18 protein-coding genes are annotated in these 21,527 nt (G+C 46.1%); 9 read left to right on the forward strand and 9 right to left on the reverse strand.

The window, feature by feature from the left end:
* Both BVG16_RS17130 and BVG16_RS17135 read right to left on the reverse strand, forming a co-directional pair.
* Positions 1 to 1,011, reverse strand: a complete 1,011-nt coding sequence (locus BVG16_RS17130; RefSeq protein ID WP_078499917.1) for an ABC transporter permease — start codon at positions 1,009 to 1,011, stop codon at positions 1 to 3.
* A gap of 158 nt (positions 1,012 to 1,169) precedes the next feature.
* A complete protein-coding gene (locus BVG16_RS17135; protein WP_078499919.1) occupies positions 1,170 to 3,020 on the reverse strand; it encodes an ABC transporter substrate-binding protein in 1,851 nt (616 codons plus the stop codon).
* 153 nt (positions 3,021 to 3,173) lie between these two features.
* Between BVG16_RS17135 and BVG16_RS17140 the strand changes: the two genes are divergently transcribed.
* Positions 3,174 to 3,932: a class I SAM-dependent methyltransferase gene (locus tag BVG16_RS17140; RefSeq protein WP_078499921.1), complete on the forward strand. Its 759-nt coding sequence runs from the start codon at positions 3,174 to 3,176 to the stop codon at positions 3,930 to 3,932.
* 335 nt (positions 3,933 to 4,267) lie between these two features.
* On the opposite strand, the gene BVG16_RS17145 is transcribed toward BVG16_RS17140, so the two are convergent.
* From BVG16_RS17145 to BVG16_RS17160, 4 genes are all read right to left on the reverse strand, one after another.
* On the reverse strand, positions 4,268 to 9,364 hold the full coding sequence (locus BVG16_RS17145) for a glycosyl hydrolase family 8 (protein WP_233147067.1): 5,097 nt from the start codon (positions 9,362 to 9,364) through the stop codon (positions 4,268 to 4,270).
* 479 nt (positions 9,365 to 9,843) lie between these two features.
* The gene (locus tag BVG16_RS17150) at positions 9,844 to 11,568 is read right to left on the reverse strand and encodes a methyl-accepting chemotaxis protein (RefSeq protein ID WP_078499922.1); all 1,725 of its coding nucleotides are present in this window, start codon (positions 11,566 to 11,568) and stop codon (positions 9,844 to 9,846) included.
* Between the two features lie 190 nt (positions 11,569 to 11,758).
* A complete protein-coding gene (locus BVG16_RS17155) occupies positions 11,759 to 12,589 on the reverse strand; it encodes a 1,4-dihydroxy-6-naphthoate synthase (protein WP_078499924.1) in 831 nt (276 codons plus the stop codon).
* Complete coding sequence (locus BVG16_RS17160; protein WP_233147068.1) at positions 12,590 to 13,282, reverse strand: futalosine hydrolase; 693 nt, start codon at positions 13,280 to 13,282, stop codon at positions 12,590 to 12,592. It lies immediately after the preceding gene.
* A gap of 144 nt (positions 13,283 to 13,426) precedes the next feature.
* Between BVG16_RS17160 and BVG16_RS17165 the strand changes: the two genes are divergently transcribed.
* From BVG16_RS17165 to BVG16_RS17180, 4 genes are all read left to right on the forward strand, one after another.
* On the forward strand, positions 13,427 to 13,933 hold the full coding sequence (locus tag BVG16_RS17165) for an ankyrin repeat domain-containing protein (RefSeq protein WP_078499925.1): 507 nt from the start codon (positions 13,427 to 13,429) through the stop codon (positions 13,931 to 13,933).
* 10 nt (positions 13,934 to 13,943) lie between these two features.
* The gene (locus BVG16_RS17170) at positions 13,944 to 14,129 is read left to right on the forward strand and encodes an SDR family oxidoreductase (RefSeq protein ID WP_269845603.1); all 186 of its coding nucleotides are present in this window, start codon (positions 13,944 to 13,946) and stop codon (positions 14,127 to 14,129) included.
* A gap of 219 nt (positions 14,130 to 14,348) precedes the next feature.
* Positions 14,349 to 14,912, forward strand: a complete 564-nt coding sequence (locus BVG16_RS17175; protein WP_078499927.1) for a GNAT family N-acetyltransferase — start codon at positions 14,349 to 14,351, stop codon at positions 14,910 to 14,912.
* Between the two features lie 5 nt (positions 14,913 to 14,917).
* A complete protein-coding gene (locus BVG16_RS17180; RefSeq protein WP_078499928.1) occupies positions 14,918 to 15,304 on the forward strand; it encodes a hypothetical protein in 387 nt (128 codons plus the stop codon).
* A gap of 47 nt (positions 15,305 to 15,351) precedes the next feature.
* On the opposite strand, the gene BVG16_RS17185 is transcribed toward BVG16_RS17180, so the two are convergent.
* Positions 15,352 to 16,239: an alpha/beta fold hydrolase gene (locus BVG16_RS17185; protein WP_078499930.1), complete on the reverse strand. Its 888-nt coding sequence runs from the start codon at positions 16,237 to 16,239 to the stop codon at positions 15,352 to 15,354.
* 105 nt (positions 16,240 to 16,344) lie between these two features.
* On the opposite strand from BVG16_RS17185, the gene BVG16_RS17190 reads away from it, so the two are divergent.
* From BVG16_RS17190 to BVG16_RS17200, 3 genes are all read left to right on the forward strand, one after another.
* Complete coding sequence (locus tag BVG16_RS17190; RefSeq protein WP_158081719.1) at positions 16,345 to 17,634, forward strand: M48 family metallopeptidase; 1,290 nt, start codon at positions 16,345 to 16,347, stop codon at positions 17,632 to 17,634.
* Between the two features lie 115 nt (positions 17,635 to 17,749).
* Positions 17,750 to 18,568: a pyridoxine/pyridoxal/pyridoxamine kinase gene (pdxK, locus tag BVG16_RS17195; RefSeq protein WP_078499932.1), complete on the forward strand. Its 819-nt coding sequence runs from the start codon at positions 17,750 to 17,752 to the stop codon at positions 18,566 to 18,568.
* 149 nt (positions 18,569 to 18,717) lie between these two features.
* On the forward strand, positions 18,718 to 18,957 hold the full coding sequence (locus BVG16_RS17200) for a DUF3949 domain-containing protein (RefSeq protein ID WP_078500146.1): 240 nt from the start codon (positions 18,718 to 18,720) through the stop codon (positions 18,955 to 18,957).
* Positions 18,958 to 19,009: 52 nt separating this feature from the next.
* On the opposite strand, the gene BVG16_RS17205 is transcribed toward BVG16_RS17200, so the two are convergent.
* Complete coding sequence (locus BVG16_RS17205; RefSeq protein ID WP_078499935.1) at positions 19,010 to 19,336, reverse strand: hypothetical protein; 327 nt, start codon at positions 19,334 to 19,336, stop codon at positions 19,010 to 19,012.
* A 12-nt stretch (positions 19,337 to 19,348) separates the two neighbouring features.
* Positions 19,349 to 20,047 carry a pirin family protein gene (locus BVG16_RS17210; protein ID WP_078499937.1) on the reverse strand — a complete coding sequence of 233 codons (699 nt, stop codon included), beginning with the start codon at positions 20,045 to 20,047 and terminating at the stop codon, positions 19,349 to 19,351.
* Positions 20,048 to 20,293: 246 nt separating this feature from the next.
* Between BVG16_RS17210 and BVG16_RS17215 the strand changes: the two genes are divergently transcribed.
* Positions 20,294 to 21,526: an aminopeptidase gene (locus BVG16_RS17215; RefSeq protein ID WP_078499940.1), complete on the forward strand. Its 1,233-nt coding sequence runs from the start codon at positions 20,294 to 20,296 to the stop codon at positions 21,524 to 21,526.
* Position 21,527 lies beyond the last annotated feature (1 nt).

A 21,527-nucleotide genomic window follows, 5' to 3' on the forward strand; every position in this document is an offset into this window, starting at 1 on the left:
CTACTCATCCTCCATTTGAGCCGCTTTGATTCTCGGATCTACGATGCCATAGATGATCTCTAAGGTGAAGTTCGCGAGCAGCACCGAAACGGCAATAATCAATGTACAACCGGATATGAGGGGATAATCCAACTGGCGTATCGCCGTGAACAACCACGTTCCGATCCCCGGATAACTAAAGACAATTTCACAGATCAAGGAACCGCCGATCATCGTACCCAGCGATAAGGCCAACCCCGTGATTTGCGGCAGCATCGCATTCTTGAACACGTACCTGGAGACCGTTCGATCCCGAATCCCGAGCAGCTTGCTGTACAGTACATAGTCCGAATTCAATTCATAGATCGACATTTCACGCATTCCGATCGCCTGACCCCCAATCGTAACGAGCACAATCGACAGGAAGGGGAGCGTATGATGACGTATGACCGAACCGATAAATTCGAAGCTTAGCTGCGGGATCATCTGGAAGTCATATCCGCCAGAGAGCGGGAACCATTTTAACGTCAGTCCAAAAATATAAAGCATAATAATGGCTAACGTAAAGAAAGGAATTGAATTCACGAAGAGCGCTACCGGAAATATCGCCTTATCGAATACCCCCTTCTTGTAAGCGGCTACCGCACCTAGAATATTTCCCAAGATCCATCCCACAAGAATGGCGGGTAATTGCAGGCCTACCGTCCAAGGTACGGCTGTCGCCAGAATGTCTGTGACCTTCTTCGGATATAAGCCGAACGATGTCCCCAGATCCCCGGTGAATAGATTTTTGATATAGATAAGGAACTGCGTCCACATAGGCTTGTCAAGGCCGAACTCTTTCATAAACGTATCATAGACTTGCTTGATGGTATCGCTATCTGTCATTCCTTTGGAGACTTGAGAGACGATGATACTCACCGGATTCCCGTCGATCAATCGCGGCAGAATAAAGTTTAAGCTTACGGCGATGACCAACGTCAGGAAGTACCAGCAGAACTTTTTGATAAAATATTTGGAATACGCACTCAAGACAACACTCCCTTTCGCGCATGCTTTAACCTCTATTGAGGCCTTTCGAAAATGAGCGACCGCGGTTAGATGTAGGTTTACTTTGTAATGGGGTAAGAGAGACCTATAGGGGAAGTGAATGCTGCCACTTCCCCATAGGTCCTTGCACGTATCTTGGCTTAATTATGAATCTGATACAAAGCACGAATACCCGCGCCGTCTATCGCAATTTGCGGAGGAATGTTGCTGCCGTCCCCTTCAACCGGGAAGCCTTTCCATACAGACTCATTCACCGTATGGAAGACCCATGGGCGATACATGAGCGGAATCGAAGGAATGTCGGTCAACCAAATTTTCGTCAAATCCGTATAGAGTGATTTCAATTGAGCTTCGTCCGTAACCGTCGGGATTTTCTCAATCAATGCGTCCGCTTGATCATTTTTGTAACGTCCCCAGTTCCAGAACGCCATTTCACCTAATGGAGCTACACCTTTGGAGTACATGATGTCATGTGCTCTATTCCAAGGTTGGCTCGGGCTTACACTGCCGGCTGGCGTATTCATGATGATATCGAATTTGCCCGTCTGCAGATCGTTCGTCCATACCGGAGCTTCAGGGAATTTCGTACGAATTTCAATGCCGATCGCTTTCGCACTTTGCGCTACGATTTCCAAAGACGCATTCCAGTCCGACCATCCGTAAGGACATTCGATTTCATAAGGTCCCAATCTCGTTCCGTTCAACACACGGATCCCGTCCTTGCCTTTTTTGGCACCGATCTTATCCAGCAAGGCATTTGCGCCCTCTACATCCGTTGTCCATTGGAGTGCTGCAATTGCACTCTGATCCACATATTTGGCTTCCGCATCCGAATTCAACGTAATGGACGGCTTCATGGCCGCGGAATATCCGCTCATCGCCAGATCCGAGATCTTCTTATAATCAATGCTCATCGCGATGGCTCTTCTGACATCCGCATTCTCAAGCCCCTTCTTCGATAAGTTGAAGAAGATCGACGGCATGGAACCCGGAACGTAATATGGCGCATCCTTCAAATACGTCTTGATCGGTGCCCCGCCCTTCCACATGTTCCATACTTGAGGGATGAACTGCTGCGATACATCGACTTGACCGCTCTTGAAGGCAAGGTCGCCAGCTGCATTGTCTTTATACACCACGTGGGTGATATATTTTGGTGCAGGCAGCTTACCGAACAGCGCCTTGCCCCAGTAGTTATCATCACGAACTACAGTAATTTTCTGATCATTGTAGAAGTATATCTTGTAAGGTCCTGAGCCGATAGGATCGGCATTCACTTCCTTGCGAATCGTCGCAAGATCATTGTTCGCCTTCTTCTCGATCTCTTCCCATACATGCTTCGGCAGCATCGGAATGATCTCAATGCTATCGAGTACCGTTAATTTATTGGCATTATCCTTATTCAATTTAATATTGACACCATTCGGGCCATCGGCCACGACGTCTTCGATATATGTCCAATAACTGCTCCAATTGATATCGTATTTCTTGCCTAATTTATACGTGTACACCACATCATCTGAGGTGAACGGTTTGCCGTCACTCCATTTCGCATCCTTATTCAGATCGATGTGCAGGGTCAAATCACCATTCCATTCATATCTCTTGCCTAACAAAGGCTCCAAGTCTCCATTCAATTCATTGATCATAAACAATGTTTCATAAATGATTTCTCTCGAGTTCCCATAGTTAATCGGGAAAGCTGGATTGCCGCTCAGTAAGTTGAAATTCGTAGGCGCTCCCCATTGCAAACCATTGATGTACAACGTCTCGTTACGAGGTGTTTCTTTGGCATCCCCTTTGCCCGTATCTGTCTTAGTTGTGTCTGTCGTTGCCGCATCCGTTTTTGTTGAATCCGTCTGGGTAGTCGTTTCTTGCTTGGTCTGATCCTTAGGCGTCGTTGTTTCTGTCTGTCCGCTACTGCACGCTGCAACGATTGAAGCTGCCATCACTAACACACATAAAAGCCCAATCCATCGTTTGACCTTCATACGAACCCTCCCTATTCATTGGAATATTGCAACAAAACATCTTTCCAAGTCCGTTCCTCATCCTGTAAACTTAACGTTGAGTGCTGATAATAGAATATATAATGAAGCGCTTTCATTTAGTACGTTTATTTTTATTTTGAAGGAGGATCCTACATGTCGGAGAACACCAGCAAGTTTACTGGAAAGGCCAGCGGATATGCGCTGCATCGTCCGAGTTATCCTAGCGCATTATTAGATGATTTGTTCACCGAATATGGCCTGAGCTCACAGAGCATTATTGCGGATATCGGTTCCGGGACAGGCATTCTGACCGAACAGCTGCTTGCACGAGGGGCTCAAGTCCTTGCCGTCGAACCTAATGAAGATATGCGGCTGGCGGCAGAGCAAAGACTCCATACCTACGATACATATACTTCTGTGCCTGGAACTGCCGAACATACAACCTTAGAGGATCATACGGTTGATCTAATTACGGTTGCTCAAGCCTTCCACTGGTTCGATAAGGATCTTTTCCAAGTCGAATGTCTACGTATTGCGAAACCGCAAGCCCCTGTTGCCCTGATATGGAACAGTCGTGACCCGCACAGCCCTATGATTCAAGCGAATTATGACATTTGCAAAATCCACTGTCCGCAATTCAACGGGTTTAGCGGAGGGATCGATGAGACCCCCGATATCTTTGAACGGTTCTTCCGTGATGGAACCTATACGTTCCGTACCTATGAGAATCATTTATCTTTTGATCTGGAGGGCTTTGTAGGAAGGAATCTGTCTGCATCGTATGCACCACAAGAAGGCGATTCCAACTATGAAGCATTCATTCAGGATGTTACGGCGCTCTTTCATCAATATAGTCAAGATGGGATCTTGCGCTTCCCGAATATTACGCGCAGTTATGTTGGATTCGTATAACCATCAATTGTGTATAACGGACACGAGAGACCTTATTGTTTGCTATGCTCATAGATTAGCCGTTTTTCGGACCTAGATGCCCTTATTCCAGTCGAATCATGAGTATATAGCTTATGTTTAGCATGATAAGAGCTGCTGTGTCCGTTCACCCTACATTTTGAGTGCTTTTGGCATAAATAAGGTCTCCTGTGTCCGTTCATTGCTCGCTCCGGACCCTGCACCCTAATTTGATCTCGGCAATTTCTCGAAAAAGTTATAAATTCTAGAATGTCAAAAAATCCGCTTCGCACAGAAATCTGTACGAAGCGGCTTTGCTATGAAGCAATCCCTAACGATTATTGAATGATAGTAAATATACGATACAACATCACGGCGGCATCGGCCCGTGTCGCGGCCTCTTTTGGAAGAATGACGCCACGATCTACTTGGATCATTTTCTCCCGCAGCAGTGCTGCAACATCTGCTGCTGCGTACCCTGATACTTGCGCCGCATCTGGAAATGAATCAAGTTCCGATCCCACGCCTTTCGCCGAAATGACGCCAGCTACATAAAGCGCTCTTGCCGTCAGCACCATCATATCTTGTCTAGTAATCGAAGCCGTCGGGTTGAATGTATTGTGGCCTACACCGGTCGTGATGCCTAGTGCTTTGGAGATGCCTACCGCTTCATAATACGTTGAACGTGGGTCAACATCCGTGAAATTGGCATGAAACTCCGCTTTTAATCCCAGCAATTTTACCAACAACGTCATAAAGTCCGCTCGCGTCAACTTCTTCCCGGGTTCGAACGTGGTTTCGGAAGTTCCCGGCATAATTCTTGCTGCAGCTAGTTCTTCTATTGCTTCTTTGGCCCATGAATAGGTCTTATCAACATCGATAAAAGTGATCTTCGCAGGCTCAGGTGTTCCTGTCGCATGATCTTCTTTTGCCGGTGGCGTGGTGGTTTCTTTGGTTGGGGTTGTGCCGCCAGTCCAAGTCCCTCCGCCTTCACTGTTGTTTTTCAAGGTGGAAATGATTCTTACATTGCTGATCTTGGATGTATTTCCTGCCGCATCCACCGCCACGACAAAATATCGATACGTTGTTGCAGGACGTAGTCCGGTATCTTTCATTTCCGTCTTTGTCGTTGTGAGAATTTCGACGTCATCCCGATATACCTTATATCCCACAACACCTAAATTGTCGGTGGAAGATGTCCATCTCAGCTCGATCGCAGTGCTCGATACCGCTTCTCCCCGCTCGATCGTCGGTGCCGTAGGCGCCACGTCATCCACAAGGGTCGGCGTCCACCAGTTCCCCGACACCACAATCATACTAAGCAAACGTAGATTATTGCTGAAGTACAGCTCATCTTCTGTTGAACCGGCCGTATTATAATCCCATAATCGATTCAACCATTCCTGATTGGATGCGTCGATCATCGCGCTTACCATCAGTGGTGCAGAGAACGAAATATCCTCGTAATCTTCCAGCTCCTTGGAACCGTCCAGCTTATATCCAGCTCGAATCTGACTCGGGTCTTGATTCGTCTTCTCTTGAATCCAACGATTAAGAGTACTTAATTGTGCTTGCGCGCGGGTATCCCCTGTGATCAGGTAATCCGTACCGATTCGCCATGGAATACGAGAAGAATTATAGCTGTAGTCTCCGTCTGTCTCCGATTCTAAGAACATTGGTTCCGCTGGAACGTAACGGTTGCTGTCCTTCACCACGAAATCGGGAAGCAACCCCGTTTTCGGGCTGTAGTTCTCATGCATGTCGCGGATGATGTTGTACGTTGAATCGACGACACGATCCCAACGCGTGTCACCCGTCACGTTGCGATAATCCTTTAAGTGCTGCAGCATAAAATCGGATGCTCGCGTCGCTTGGCCATATTTCGGATCGTTATCTGTAACCCAATCCGCCAGCTTCAAGGTCCATTCCGTATGGTTGACTTCGCTTTGCATAATCGCATTCATAACCTTCTTGGCCTGCTCCAAGTAATGAATCTCACCTCGGCTCCCCCATTGACTGTTCGCTAGCAAAAGCGCGTAAGCAATATCCATATCGCCGTCCGTGGCTGAATCAACGCCATTGATATCCTTAATTTCCGTACCGGTATCCGCTTGCTGCCACGCCATCAAATCGGGATTGATCTCGCTGGGATGTGCTCTGAAATAGCGATACAAGCCGTCAAAATAATGCTGTGCGTCCGGATCATGCCCTGCCATCAGCGCGGTAATCAACATCCCGTAACCGTGCGCTTCGGATACCGTGATTTCATTCTCCTCGAACCAATCCCCATCACTATACCAAACATAATATTGACTCGGGTCGTATGGGTTCTGCTTCAGATATTTAGCCTTCCATTCGTCATATAATCTAGCCACTGTGGAGTCCATCTTCGCTTGAGTTACATGGTTCGGCTTAATCGAGCCCCCTGCATAAGCCGTATGCTGTGGGAACGCTTTGTGCGGACCTTCGCCTGATGGCAATTGTCCCGTCGTCACTTCCACCATATTGCTGTCCAGCGATTCCATCCCCTCCACGTTATAAGCCTTCACCACATAGCGATACTTCGTATCCGGATTCAGTCCGGTATCGCTATAAGACAACGTCTTGGTTGTGCCTACCTTCGTACCGCCACGATATACGTTATAACCCGATGGCTCTAATGTACCGGCAGACGCCGTCCACCGCAGGTTAACCTGGAAAGGTGATATTGCGGTTCCTTGAAGCTCTGTCGGTGCTGAAGGAGGTTCATTCACGATCGGTCCTTCTAGCGTACTGACTTCAACGGGATCTGAGTTCATTCTTGTGCCAACAGCCTTGATGATTAGATCATATTTCTTATTCGGGTCGATATTTTCCAGCTTATAGCTGTACGCTGATTGCCCATCCGCCACCGGAATATATTCGCTCCAGTGTGCTTTTACCTTGTCGCCCTTCTCATAAATTCGGAAGCCTCGAATCGGTTCTTTGCTGGCAGAAGGCATTTCCCAGCTTAGGAGAGCGCTAGAATCGCGAAGCTGAACACCTGCATGCTCAACGGGCTCAGGTTTCACATCCGTTCGTTGGATCCCATATCTATCGTAAGCAAATAATCCGTTGCCTACAGTACCTTCTTTCCCTTCGTCTTCCATGGCTGCAGTATAAGCCGTAAATTGAAGTACTTTCGGGGAGACGGATACATCTGTGAACATTTTTTTCTCCGGCTGCTCGTCAATTGCCGCAAAGTAATCATCATACGGAATCGGATTACCGTTTTCATCTAATAATTCCTGGGCCTCATCATTCTCGTCCAGATAATGTTGATTATTCTTGTAATAGAACTTGTTGCCGAAGGCATTCGACATGAGATAGACCGTACCTTTCGGATTGATGGCATTGCCTGCGGCATCGAATTCCAATTGCTCCTTAGGGATTACTTCATCGTTATACATTTGGAACGATCTCATGTACATATGGTCATGTGCTTCAAATACCAAATCGATGCCCATCTCGTCGAAGGCAGGGATGAGATACTTTTTGTAAAATTGGACACGATCATCTTCCCATTGCGCTGAGTTATCCCCTGCTGCATACGGGCTTTTGTGAAACGCAACGAATTTCCACTTCTTATCGCTTTTCGCCACGGTGTTTTTCATCCAAGCGACTTGATCCCAAAATTGATCATCCGCCCATTCGACGTCCTTTCCATTCTCTGCAAGCGCACCTTGATACTGCGAATTAAATACGAGATAAAGCGCATCTCCATATTCAAAAGAATAGACCGACCCTTCATGCGTATCCGCGACGACTTGCTTCGGCAAGTTGAAATGGTTGTAGAAGTTATTGTTCGGTGTCGTCTCATCTCCGTCATAATCCTGCACCTCGTGGCCGCCAAGCACCGGAACAAACGGAACCTGCAGCAGCTCCTTCTGTGCTACCCCGAGCATCCATTGCCACTGCTCTTCTAAATCGCCGTTATCCACTAAATCTCCAGCACTAATAAGAAATTTAGGGGCTCCGATATAGTCGATCGCCTTTCTGAACGTATCCGCCCAAGGCTCAAATTCTGACTTGTTTGAAGCTTGCGAGTCTGATCCGGCAATAAAGCGGTAAGACTGATGGTTAGACGTATCGGTCGTAAACGAGCCAATAGGGCTCCATGCTGTTCCATTGCCGACGCGGAAATTGTATGTAGTGCCTGGAGTCAACGCATCTGCAATGACTTTATGGCTGATAAATTCCGTATATGTCTGGGTCGTTCTATCGCTTTTCGCCATGAACGTATCTATCTCTTTTCCGTGACCTGAATACGTGACGAACCCGGTCTGAGGAAACACGCCCCCTTGTACATCGGAGGCATCCACGACTTGAACGATCGAATCTGTCATGAGATCGGTATACCAAGCAAACGCGATACTTGTCTTCGGATCACCGTTGAAGGTCATATTGACGGATTTCGGCATGAACGGTGAGTCTTGTGTCGTAAAGCTCCAGGAAATATCCCGAACTAGAGGGATATGATCTTCTTTCCCTTGAATCATTTCCTTCGGTATAGACACCGTATAGGTTTTGCCATAGTCCAATACCGAATGGTTAATCTGTAATGTATGATGGTTTATTATTTCAGGTTGGATCCCTTGTAATAGGTTGTTCTCATTGTCCCTGATCGTGACCGCATGTTCTTCATTCCATACGATTTTCTTGCTGAACTTCACCGTTACCTGTGCATCGACAGCGGTTTTCACCGCACCGTCTTGAGGGGATTCCAGCAAATTTATAGTAGGTACCTCGATGTCGCTGCCTTCCATCGCTTCTCCTTTCACACGAATATCCTTGATATAGCTGGAGCCGCCTGCTCCTACTTCGGAATTCTCGATTGGGTTCGTTGCCTCGGTCGAAGCCACGATCCAGCGAATATATAATAATGGCTGATCTTCAGCAGATTGCGGAAGAGGCGTATCCGCTAATTTACAGCTGTTGCAGCTGTAGCTGCCTTTTTCGAGCGTTACATCTTTCATTTTCGTCCACGATGCCCCATCGCTGCTGATTTCAACCTTGAAGTCGCGCGGTCCTGAGCCCGAAGATTTTTGCATAGATGACAACGTGATATGCTGGAAGCCTTTGGTCGACAGTGTAGCCAGCCAGTATTTACGGTCTACGCCTTGGTGCCAGCCCTGATATTGCAGCCCGTCGTCACTTACATATTCGAATTGGAGACCGCCCACAGCACGAATGGTGGAGGCCGCCTGATAGGCGCCATAGGTCGCCGAAATGACTCCTTCGCTTCCCGCATCCTTAAAGTCCCAAGCCGCGATCATTACTTTTTCCGTGGTTACTTCTCCGTCCCCGGTTTCTTTCGCCGATACGGTTCCCACCGTATGGAATGGCAACAGCATGAACACTAAACATATGGCTATGTATCTGTGAAACCTTTTTCGCAAAAAATGATGAACTTGCATTCCATTCCCTCTTTCCTAATCGAATAGATTACACATTTTCATGACTGCATCCATGAGAGTTTGTTACCGTGTGAGGTCAACGTTGTGGAAAAGAAGCTTTTTTCACATCAAAGGGAGGTTCTTGGAGGGGTGACTACGTCAGAAAAATGCATTCAGAATTGAATGCGCTTACAACTAAAGGCTATTGAATTGGGCGTATCGAATCACATCCCTTCATCGATATACGGGATTACTCCATAAAAATTCAAAAGTTAAAGCGCTTAAACTTTCTATAGTATACCCAATCTCTTCCATTTTGTCAATTACAAGAGGTTCATGTCCCGATTAGGACACCAAAAAACCGCTACGCACAGCAGGCTGTACATAACGGCTTTTGGCATGTTCATGATCCGATTTCACTTACAAGGAAATATACTCGACGTATTTTTGAGCGCTGGCTTCAATCACTTCAGCAGATGTTCCGAACGAACCAATAGGTTCTAGCTCTTGAATTGACTGGTCGTCTCTTGCATGTCTTCCGCCAATTGAGATAAATGCGAAGCCGAAGCCGCAACTTCTTCCATCGCTGCCAACTGTTCTTGCGTACTTGATGAAATCTGCTGGAAATGATCTATCGCTTGACCTGATGATTCATTGATATGAATCATCGTATCATTGATCTGTTCCGAGCCTGCCGACAATTGCTCCATGGTCGCAAATACTTCTTCTATACGCCCGGCAATTCCCTCGACGGCATGTCTGACATCCGAGAATACATTTCCCGTCGCATACATGCGATTCATGCCGTCTTCCATTTCCAGCTTCACTTGATTCATCGATTTCATGGCTTGCATCGTATCTTCTTGAATATGGCTCACCAAATTCGCGATATCGTCTGCCGAATGCGAGGATTGATCTGCTAATTTCCGAACTTCATTCGCAACGACCGTAAAGCCGCGCCCCTCTTCCCCAGCCCGTGCTGCTTCAATAGATGCATTTAAGGATAAGAGGCTTGTCTGTGCGGCAATATCCGTGATTACTTTCACAATTTTATCGATCTCATCCGACCGTTGGTTCAGATGCTGGAGTACTTCTTCCAGACGATCCACCTTCATGGCGACCTCATTCATCTGTTCGATCGTCGCTTCTGCTTGTTGATTTCCCTGTACCACTTGATCCACCATTTGGTTCGCTGTCGTTGACACTTCTTGCGTGTGGTTCACGACATGCTGTATGCCCGAGTTCATATCGGTCACGGTCTGCGTCGTCGCAGCAACATGCTGTCCTTGCAATTCCATGCTATTGTTCACATTCCCAACCGCCTGCACGATTTGTTCGGTGACTTGGCTGGTCTGCTCCGCGCTTGCATTTAATTCTTGGGAGGATGCGGCAACTTGTTCACTCGACTCCATGATTCTTCGCATGAATCCCTGTAACGACTCCAGCATCAAATTGAACGATCCATTCAGCTGGCCTAACTCATCTTTCGAATGATAGTGCGAACGAACGGTCAAATCCCCTTGCTGCGCTTTCTTCATCACGCTCTGAATATCTCGCATTGGTTTTGTAATCATACGTGCCAAAACGTACCCAAAAATCGATGTAATAAGCAATGCGATGATCCCGCATATGACGACCAATATAATGGTACTGCTCTTGGAAGATTGACTCTGTTGATAATAGCTATCTGTCTGTTGAACATTTATATCGGTTAATTCTGTCATTTGCTCAATCAGGCTCTGATGCAGCCCGCTCAAAGAATGATAGTAAGAACTTAGACCTTCCTTCATGCCACCAGTCCGATAACCTCGAATCACTTCTTGAACGCCTTTATTGTAGTTGAGGGTACTCGTCTTTAATGCATCCAACTGGGCTTGCTCCGTTGCATCCAGCTCGGTTCCTAGGTATGTATTTAACAGCATATCAATATTCCCAAGCCTTGTCTGAATGCTCTTATCAAGCTCATCCCCCAACTTATCCGAGACGATTGGCGTATCGGAATCGCCGTTCAGCATCATCTCCAGCAGTTCACCTTTAATGGCCTGCATGTCTACACGTACGCCTTGTAATGATTTGATAGAAACAATATTATCGTTATACGTCTTGCTTAAAAAGGTATTCACTTTATTCACACCGTTCATGCCGATGAACCCCGTTATCAGAATGAATAGGATTCCTAAGGTAATAATCAAATTCAGTTTGTTGCGTACAGATAAATTTTCCATACAATCCCCCCGTAAAATTCATCGTTGTCATGCGATTTCCGATCGAATCATGATCATGATTTCTTATTTATGTTGTTGTATTGTCAAAAGAAATTCAAGACACTTCATGATATTGTCAAATTGAATATTATGAACAAAATAAAAAACGGTTAAGCACTCCTGCTGCTGCAGGTATACTTAACCGCCAAGATTAGCGCAACAACGCCAAATCGAACTTGGGAACAAGCCCTTCTTCGGCCGCTCGACCAAGCAATGCTTCGATCGCAGCGTAACCGTCTTTGCCTAAATTTGCTGTAAAATTGTTCACATATAAATCGATATGTGCCTTGGTAACTTCTGGGGACATTTCTTGCGCGTGGCTTAAGATATAATCACGAGATTCTTCCGGATTGCGCCATGCATATTCGACTGATGAACGTACCCAATCCGTTAAGGCATCAATATCCATCGAGCGACGGGCAATAATGGCTCCGAGCGGAATCGGTAATCCCGTATCCGACTCCCACCAGTTCCCTAGATCTGTCATAAGTGATAATCCATAGGATGGATATGTAAATCGAGCTTCATGGATCACTAGCCCGGCATCCATACGCCCATCGCGAACCGCAGGCATAATTTCGTCAAATTTCATGACGACGATTTCACCGATGCCACCTGGCACGTGTTGTGCCGCCCATAACCGGAATAACAAATAAGCTGTGGAACGTTCGCTTGGTACGGCTATCCGTTTGCCTGACAAGCTTGCAGGGTCTGAAGCAGCATCTTTCGTCAGCACCAACGGGCCGCAGCCACGCCCAAGTGCGCCGCCGCATGGCAGCAATGCATAATCCGATAATACCCATGGCAAAGCCGCATAGGATACTTTCATCACGTCCGGCCCAGTTCGATCTGCTGCCCAATGATTCGTAATATCAATATCCGCGTAGGTTACTTCCAGCTCGGGTGCACCAGGAATCAGGCCGTGGGCCCATGCATGGAACACAAACGTATCATTAGGACAAGGGGAAAAAGCAATTTTCATTTACAGCACCTCCACAAATACAGCACTTGCTGCTTCTAAAGCATTCAGTGCTTCTTTAATACGCCATGCGGCACGATTTCTCGGCCCTACGGCATTCGATATCGCGCGAATTTCTAGTACAGGCAATCCATAAGACGCAGCCGCCGTACCGATCCCATACCCTTCCATCGCTTCGGCAACCGCGCCTGGAACGCGATGCGAGAGCGCTTCCGCGGTCGCTGCCGTCCCCGTCACGGTCGTACATGTAATTACAGGACCTAAAGACACAGTATGACCAGCGGCTCGAATCGCTTCGGTTACCTGTGCAGCTAAGCCAGCTTCAACGGATATCCGCGAAGAACCAAAGCCAAGCTCGTCTACGCTTAAAAAGCCGTCAGGTGTCTCCGCTCCTAAGTCTGCGGCGAGAATGGCACTCGCCACTACGATGGACCCGATTTCAGCCTGACCCTCAAATCCTCCAGCGATCCCTGCATTCACAACGAGGCCATAAGATGCTTTTGCCAGTTGCTTCGTCGTACTGATCGCTGCTGCAACAGAACCTACGCCCGCCACACATACATCAAATCGATCGTCATGGTTCAATCCCCGCAGGACAGCCTCTCGTTCGGCTTCTACAGAAGTCATAATAAGGACACGATTGTTCTTGCTGGCTTGCTCAGAACCATTCACTTCGGTCTTCATCTCTCCGCTCATTTCAACAAACTCCTTTAAATACCTTATCTACTTTAGCCCTAGGGCATAACATTTCAAGTTGTCCACGCTTCCTGTATACTATGAAATAGTCGGACAAGGAACATTTTAACAAAGAATGGGCGGAAACGCACGGAGGGACGTATCATGTCAACGAACTCATTGGTATCAGAAGTATTCCAAGCAGCACAAGCTGGTGATCTCAACCAACTACGAATCCACTTAGAAGCAAGCCCTGATCTCGTCAACACGCTTAACCCTGACGGACTCTCGCTATTAGGAATCGCAGCACATTTCGGACATCCTCAGATCGTGGCCCAATTAATTGAATTCGGAGCCGATGTAAATGCTTTATCGCGCTCGCAAGTCCCTTTTATCCCATCCAACACGGCTCTTCATGCAGCTATCGCAGGAGAACGCAACGTGGAAGTAATCCGATTATTACTTCATCATCAAGCAAAGACTACATGCTATGACAGCAATGGCCATACCGCCTTGCATACGGCTGCATTTCACGATGACAATACCGAAATCGTCCAATTATTACTAGACCACGGTGCAGATACCCATCAAAAATCGATAGACGGGCATACATCTTTTGACATCGCCATCAAGCAAGGAAACCTGACTGTCGCAGCTCAATTACGCCCATAAATGGGACATTATCGAAACACCGATGACCGAAGAATCCTTCAAGGATGCTGAACCCTTCTACCGCACGTTCACGCAGCTTCCCTACTTTGGGCAGCCTGAAGACGTGGCATATGGCGTCCTCTTCCTCGCATCCGACGAATCCCGCTTCATGACGGACGCCGAGTTCGTCATCGACGGCGGATGGACAGCGATCTAATCTAATTTCCTATGATGCAAAAGCCGCTCACCTATCCAATGGATAAGTGAGCGGTTTTATCTTAAAGATCTGCCTAGTGGCGTTCTACTAGATTACGAATATAAGGGCCTTTGATCGATAGATTTTCTAGGTATATTCACCGTTTCCTCTTGTCCTTTGCAATCAACTTGTTCATAGTATACCATGTAGCTAAATGATATCGAGAGGAGTCGAGATGACGTGGTTGAACATACGATCAAATTTCTCGAAGGCGACCGAATCTACCTCCGTCCCGTAGAAGCGGAAGACCTTGATGCTTATTACACCTTCCTCATGGATCCCGAAATGAACAAGTGGACTGGAACGCAAACGGTATTCAGCAAACACAGCGCAGCGAACTGGATCGAACGTATCGCTACGCCTTCTGAAGAGCGCGTTGATCTCATGATCTTAACCCAAACGAGTAACCAATTGATCGGTGAAGTGGTATTGAATGATATTGACCCGGTCAATCGAAGGGCAAATATTCGAATCGCGATCTCGGGCGAGAATAACCGCGGGCAAGGTTATGGCACCGAAGCCATGCTGCTCATGCTCCGTTATGCTTTTGGAACGCTTCAGCTACATCGTGTGGAGCTTGCCGTCTATGCCTTTAATGAACGCGCATTGCATGTCTATGAGAAACTCGGGTTTAAGCGAGAAGGCGTGCAGAGAGACTATTTGTACTGGAATTTCGAATACCATGATGCCATAACCATGAGCTTGCTAGCTCCAGAATATCGAACATTACATCAGAAAGGATGACGAACATGGGCCTCGTAAAAAAATTACTTATTAAAAACAATGTTCATGTGGCTGTCGTGAACGCACCAGAATCCTTTTCACTGCCTGTAGAGGAGTTTCCCGAAGGAGTTGAAGTGTTACCGACCCTCCAACCTGAGATGGAGTTTGTGCTTCTATTTGCTGAAAATCAAGCTGAATTACAACGCTATGTGCCCGACATCTTACCAAAGCTGAAAAAAGCAGCCACATTATGGGTCGCTTATCCGAAGAAGAGCTCCAAAATCAAATCCGATATTACCCGAGATAGCGGGTGGGAGATTCTGCAGGAAGCTGGATTTGTCGGCGTCTCCCTCATCTCGATTGACGATACGTGGTCAGCATTTCGACTTCGACATGAAAGTGATCGCAAATAACGTTGGTAGGACAACTTCTACCCTGTTATGCATAGGCTGTTCCGTTCTTACGGCAGCCTGTTTGCCGTGTCGTGTTGCTTTAAGAAATCTAACGTGATGGTATTGATGATGTCGGCGTTCTCTATGGTTAACGCATGACTTGCTCCCGTAATGAGATGGCCCTTCACATGCGGAATCATTTCTTGCGCATTGGCGATGGCTCTCTTGGCGGGATAAATAACTTCTTGATCCCCTACGAGAAGTAAAGTTGGCGTTCGGAAATTTTCAAATTCTTCGCTTGAAAATACGGTTGGCGTGACACGCAGAAGAGGTTTTGCGTTGCGGTAGCCTGCAATCACCTGCGATCGAAACACCGGGAGCAAAGGTGCTCCGCTGGCTGAGAACCACTGAAATGCCCTGTCGATCCGATTCTCGGTATGAAACAATAAAGCAGGATAGATCTTGGTGAAAAACTGAAAACTTACGCGATGAAACGTCCCTGCTGGAGCATATAACATCAGCCTCGATACCAGTTCTGGATAGGCAAGCGCGAAATTCAAAGACAAAAATCCCCCCATGGAATGCCCGGCCAAATCCACCTGTGGATAGGACAATCCATCCAATACTTCTAGCAGCCATTGCCGTGCCTCTCTTCGCGATTTCATGACACCAGCAGGTTTGCTTCGCCCAAAATCACCCATCACATCGATCGCATACACGCAGCGGTCTTGAACCCAATGCTTCACATTCGGATACCACATGGTACTGCTCATCGTCATCCCATGCAGGAGCATGAGCGGTTTTTTATTCCGATCGCCAAAGCATACGACATGTGTATCTCCAAAGGATGTCTTCACATAACAGGATGAATACGCTAATTCAAACAAAGTTAGGCTTTCCTCATAACAACGTTCGTAGGCTAATTCAGCTTCCTGATTTCTAAAGATCGACCTCACTGTGATCTCCCCTCTCTATGCAATTTTTTTTACAACAATCTATCCTATTGATATATAATAATTTTGGAAGATTATACCTAATACATAGAGATGGAGGCTAATCTTATGATGAGAGCAGATGCCGTGTTACAACAGATTTGTCCGAAATGTAATCGCAATGTATCCGTAAATCATCGATTTATTACTTGGTGTGAGTGTGGGTGGAATGTAGAGGCGATGCATGCGGAGGCTCCTAAAAACCGGTTGGAGGCTTTGTATGTAAAGCTTGGTCAATCCTATGGTAACGCCTTATTTCAAGAAATGCTTCGCCATGGTGTAGACCATCAACGTAACTTTACGAAAGCAAATATACTGGCATATTTCATAGCAACATGTGTTTTTGTATTCAATATTTCCTTGCTAGGGTTAGGAATCTATTGGACTTTCTCGGGATGGCAGAACCATATCGCGGCCGGCATTGCAGGCACTATTTTTTTATTCTTCATTATTTGGATCCAATGGCCTCGTATTCATAAGCTCGACAAAGATGTAATTCCATTGTCACCTGAAAAATTTCCTGTGTTCACGAAGCTTGTACAAGACGTATCTGCTTATTTAGGTGTTTCGAAGGTACACGGTATCTATATGAATAAAAGTTTCAATGCCTATTTCACAAGAGTTGGTCTTCGTCGTCGCAAATATTTTTGCTTTGGATTACCCCTTTTAAAGACCTTAGAACCAGAAGAAATAATAGCACTTATTGGTCATGAGGTTGCGCATGATGCACATAACGATCTCGGGAGGGAATCCTACGTACATCTTGCAGTCCATTCCCTTCGTCAATGGTATAGCATTGCTCAACCTGCACGTGATAAGATCTGGGAGCTGAGTACCTTTGGGTATTTGCATTACATCAATTATTTCATCATGAAACTCTTCTCCTGGATTCCGTATTCAGGTCTCTATATCCTTACGCATCTGATGTGGAACGAATCGCAACGATCGGAATTCTTGGCAGATTTACGTGGCAGTGAGGTTAGTGGGACCGAAGCTTATATGAATCAACAGCATAAAATGTATTATGCTGCGACATTCTATAATTCACTACATCGCTATGCATTAAATCGAGAGCATATGAACATATCTTTTTTTGATTTTTACCAACAAGAATTAACAACCATACCTGAGCGAGAAATAGAACGTATTCGTCGGGTAGAACGTATGGAAGGAACACGCCTTGATGCGACACATCCGCCAACAGCACAACGAATTACTTTGTTAGAACAATCATCTTTTCAATACCCTAAAATCACATTAACACCCGATGATGTTGCTAAGCTAGTTCAAGAGTTAACCCTCTTGGAGTCTGTCATTGAAGAAGAGTTAATAGAAGATTATTTAGCAAGCTTACAATAATGGGATATTCGATACGTAGAACTGCATTTACTCCTAAGACCTTTCGTACTACAATGAACTAAGGAGTTCTACAGAACGACAATATCATGACGAACAACAAAGGGGTTTAACAGATATGTTACACAAAGCACTGACCATAGCAGGCTCGGATACCAGCGGCGGCGCAGGAATGCAAGCCGACCTGAAGACATTCCAAGAACGTGGCGTATTCGGAATGACAGCCCTCACGGTGATTGTTGCACAGGACCCGCATAACGGCTGGTTCCATGATGTATTTCCGATTGAGTTATCTACGCTTGAGAAACAAATTGAGACCGTTCTTGCAGGAATTGGTGTCGATGCCTGTAAGGCCGGAATGCTCGGCTCCATCGATATTATCGAGCTTGTGGCTAAGAAGATTTCACAGTACGATGTACGCAACTTTGTCATCGACCCTGTCATGGTCTGCAAAGGCGCGGACGAAGCATTGCATCCGGAGACGAACGAGGCACTTCGCGATATTCTTGTACCGAAAGCACTCGTCGTCACACCGAACTTATTTGAAGCTTCGCAATTAAGCGGAATGTCGCCGATTAAGAGTATCGATGAAATGAAAGAAGCCGCTGCCAAGATTCATGAGAAGGGCGCGAAATACGTTCTTGTAAAAGGCGGCGGGAAGCTTGCCTCCGAGGAACGGGCTGTTGACGTATTATACGACGGCAAATCATTCGATCTGCTTGAATCCGAAAAATTCGCAACGACTTTCACCCATGGAGCAGGATGCACTTACTCTGCTGCCATTACAGCTGAGCTTGCGAAAGGCCATGACGTAAAAGAAGCGGTTCAAACAGCCAAAGCATTTATTACCGAAGCTATTCGCCAATCCTTTCCGTTGAACCAATATGTTGGACCTACTCATCATGCGGCATACCGTTTATCGGGTAAAGAAGCATAATGAAACGAACACAAGGTTGTCTCCACAGTCATCAGACTGAGAAGACAACCTTTTTTCTCGTCATAAATTGAAACGATTACATCCCATTTGACGTACTATATCATATAAGAAAATTTTTACAAAAGGAGGAAGCCTTGATGTCAGGAACGATGATCACAGCCATTCTCATCGGAATCGCCGTTGTTTATTTTCTCATCATGATCCCCATCCAATACAGCTACATTTCCGAATTGAAGAAATTGCAGCTTCGAACCGGCGGCTCCCAGAGTGAGATGTATGAAAAAATGACGTTTGAAAACGAACAATCACATTTTGCCGTTCAAGGAAACATCTTTAATATTCCATCAACATTGATTGCTAGTCTGATTTACAAATTGAGACATAAATAAAACAACATGCGATCGTTAACGGATTCTTCCGCAACGGTCGCATGTTGTTTTGTTAGCTTAAGTAATCACCCGGGAAATATTCAATGCATGATCGTGCATACACGGTTAATTGCGCTTGATCCGCGTCATACGTAACCGGGCCCTCATGGACATAGAACCAAATCTTCTTCATTGGCTGCCCTTCCACCTGTTGGAAGACAAATACGTTTATTTCTGTTTTTAACCGAAGAAGCTCTTCGATTTCTCCGTTCATCGGTGTATTGACGACGAACTTCCATCCAGCTTCAGAAGGTTCCCAGACATATTCGACCGTCTGTTTGCTGGAGTCAATGAAAATCCTTCCCCCAACGGCATGCTTCATCATAAGCGTCTCTTGCATCCGAATTCCTCCTTAGGGCAAATCAATCAACATGAAAAATACATCCTGATCCGCAACAATGCTCAATCCGGATTCTTGTTCCACACGTGCAGCGTCACGAGGCAATAAGGTTTTCCCATTCACAGAACATGCTCCATCGATCACGAACAAATAAGTCTTCCGACTGGACGACTGATCAAAGGCTATCTGTTCTCCAGCAGCCAACTTACTTAAGTAAATGGTCAAATCTTGTTGAATAGAAGCAACGTTCTCCGCACCTTGCTGAGACACGATAGGCAACAATCTGCCCTGCAGTTGGTCCGGATCAAATCGGCTTGTCTGATAGGACGGCTCCAAGCCACGTGTATGCGGTTCAAACCACATTTGTAGTAAATTCAATTCCTCTGTTGAAGATGGATTATGCTCCGTATGGATAACACCTGTACCTGCGGACATCCGTTGAACTTCACCGAACGAAGAGATCGCGACATGGCCAAGATTATCTTCATGTCGAATCGATCCGGATAATACAACACTAACAATTTCCATGTCACTGTGCGGATGGGCTCCGAACCCTCGATTGGGTACTAGAAAATCATCATTACACACTCGCATGACACTGAAGTTCGCATTCTTGGCATCATAATACTCACCAAATGAAAAGCTTAAATGACTTTGTAGCCAACCTAAGTCTGATGTATACCTTGATTCGGCCGGATAAACCTCGATCATTCCCATTCCTCCTTCAAACATTCCATTTCTATTCGGATATAAACACAACATTAACTATATTTATAATATTTACTAACTTTATTGTAGATCATGCAGATCCTTATTTCAACAAATATCTTCACTCGGGATTACATAAGATTTCTGCAACGCAGCATGCTAGTCCTAACCGTTCGATGTAATGTATTCATTTTTTTGTTACAATAGGAGTACACAAAGTTGAAATGAATCAAAGGAGAATGAGAAGCGATGGCTACATTTGAACAACAACTTAACAAATATGCCGAACTGATTGTGAAAGTCGGCGTCAACGTACAGCAAGATCAACAAGTATTTATTACAGGTTCTACCGAAATGGCTCAGCTGGTTCGCCTGGTTGCGAAGAAAGCCTATGAAGCCGGTGCGAGCAACGTTCATGTCGACTGGGTCGATGAAGAACTATCCCGTATGAAATATGAGAATGCCTCGGATGAACAGTTCTCAACATTCCCTGCTTGGGAAGTGGCGAAAAGAGATACGTTCCTTGATGCAAGAGCCGCTTTTATTGCAATCGTATCTCCGAACCCGGATTTACTAAAAGGCATTGACCCTGCGCGAATCGGCAGCTTCCAAAAAGCATCCGGTCAAGCATTGACGAAATACCGTCAATATGTGCAATCCGATAAGGTTAGCTGGACGGTTGTCGCAGCTTCCACGAAGAATTGGGCAGTCAAAGTATTCCCTGATACAACACCGGAAGAAGCGCAAGACATGTTATGGAATGCGATTTTTGAATCCGTTCGCCTCCATACGCCAGACGCTGTCCAAGCTTGGGAAGAACATAACGCTAACTTACATAAGAAGGTAGACGTTCTAAACGGCCATCATTTCCACAAACTTCATTACACCGCACCAGGTACGGATCTTACGATTGAGCTGCCGGAGAAACACCTGTGGGTGGGTGCAGGCAGCACGAATGAGAAGGAAATTCCATTCATGGCGAACATGCCGACAGAAGAAGTCTTCACCGTACCGTACAAAACCGGGGTCAACGGATATGTATCCAGTACGAAACCGCTAAGCTATGGCGGCAACATTATTGATAACTTCAAAATCACATTCGAGAATGGCCGCATTGTGAATGTTGAAGCAGAGCAAGGACAAGAAATTTTGCAGCACTTGGTGGACTCTGATGAAGGCTCGCACTATTTGGGCGAAGTGGCGCTCGTTCCGCATCACTCCCCCATTTCGGAGTCTAACATCTTGTTCTTCAACACGCTCTTCGATGAAAATGCTTCAAACCATTTAGCGATCGGCAGCGGTTATGCGTTCAACGTTGAAGGCGGCAAAACGATGTCTCCTGAAGAACTTGCAGCAGCAGGCGTGAACGCAAGTATTACGCATGTTGACTTCATGATCGGCTCAGCCGAAATGGATATCGATGGCATCTCGAAGGACGGGTCTGTCGTTCCGGTATTCCGCAAAGGAAACTGGGCGATCTAAG

The sequence above is a fragment of the Paenibacillus selenitireducens genome (genome assembly GCF_002021565.1).
Taxonomy (GTDB): Bacteria; Bacillota; Bacilli; order Paenibacillales; family Paenibacillaceae; genus Paenibacillus_K; species Paenibacillus_K selenitireducens.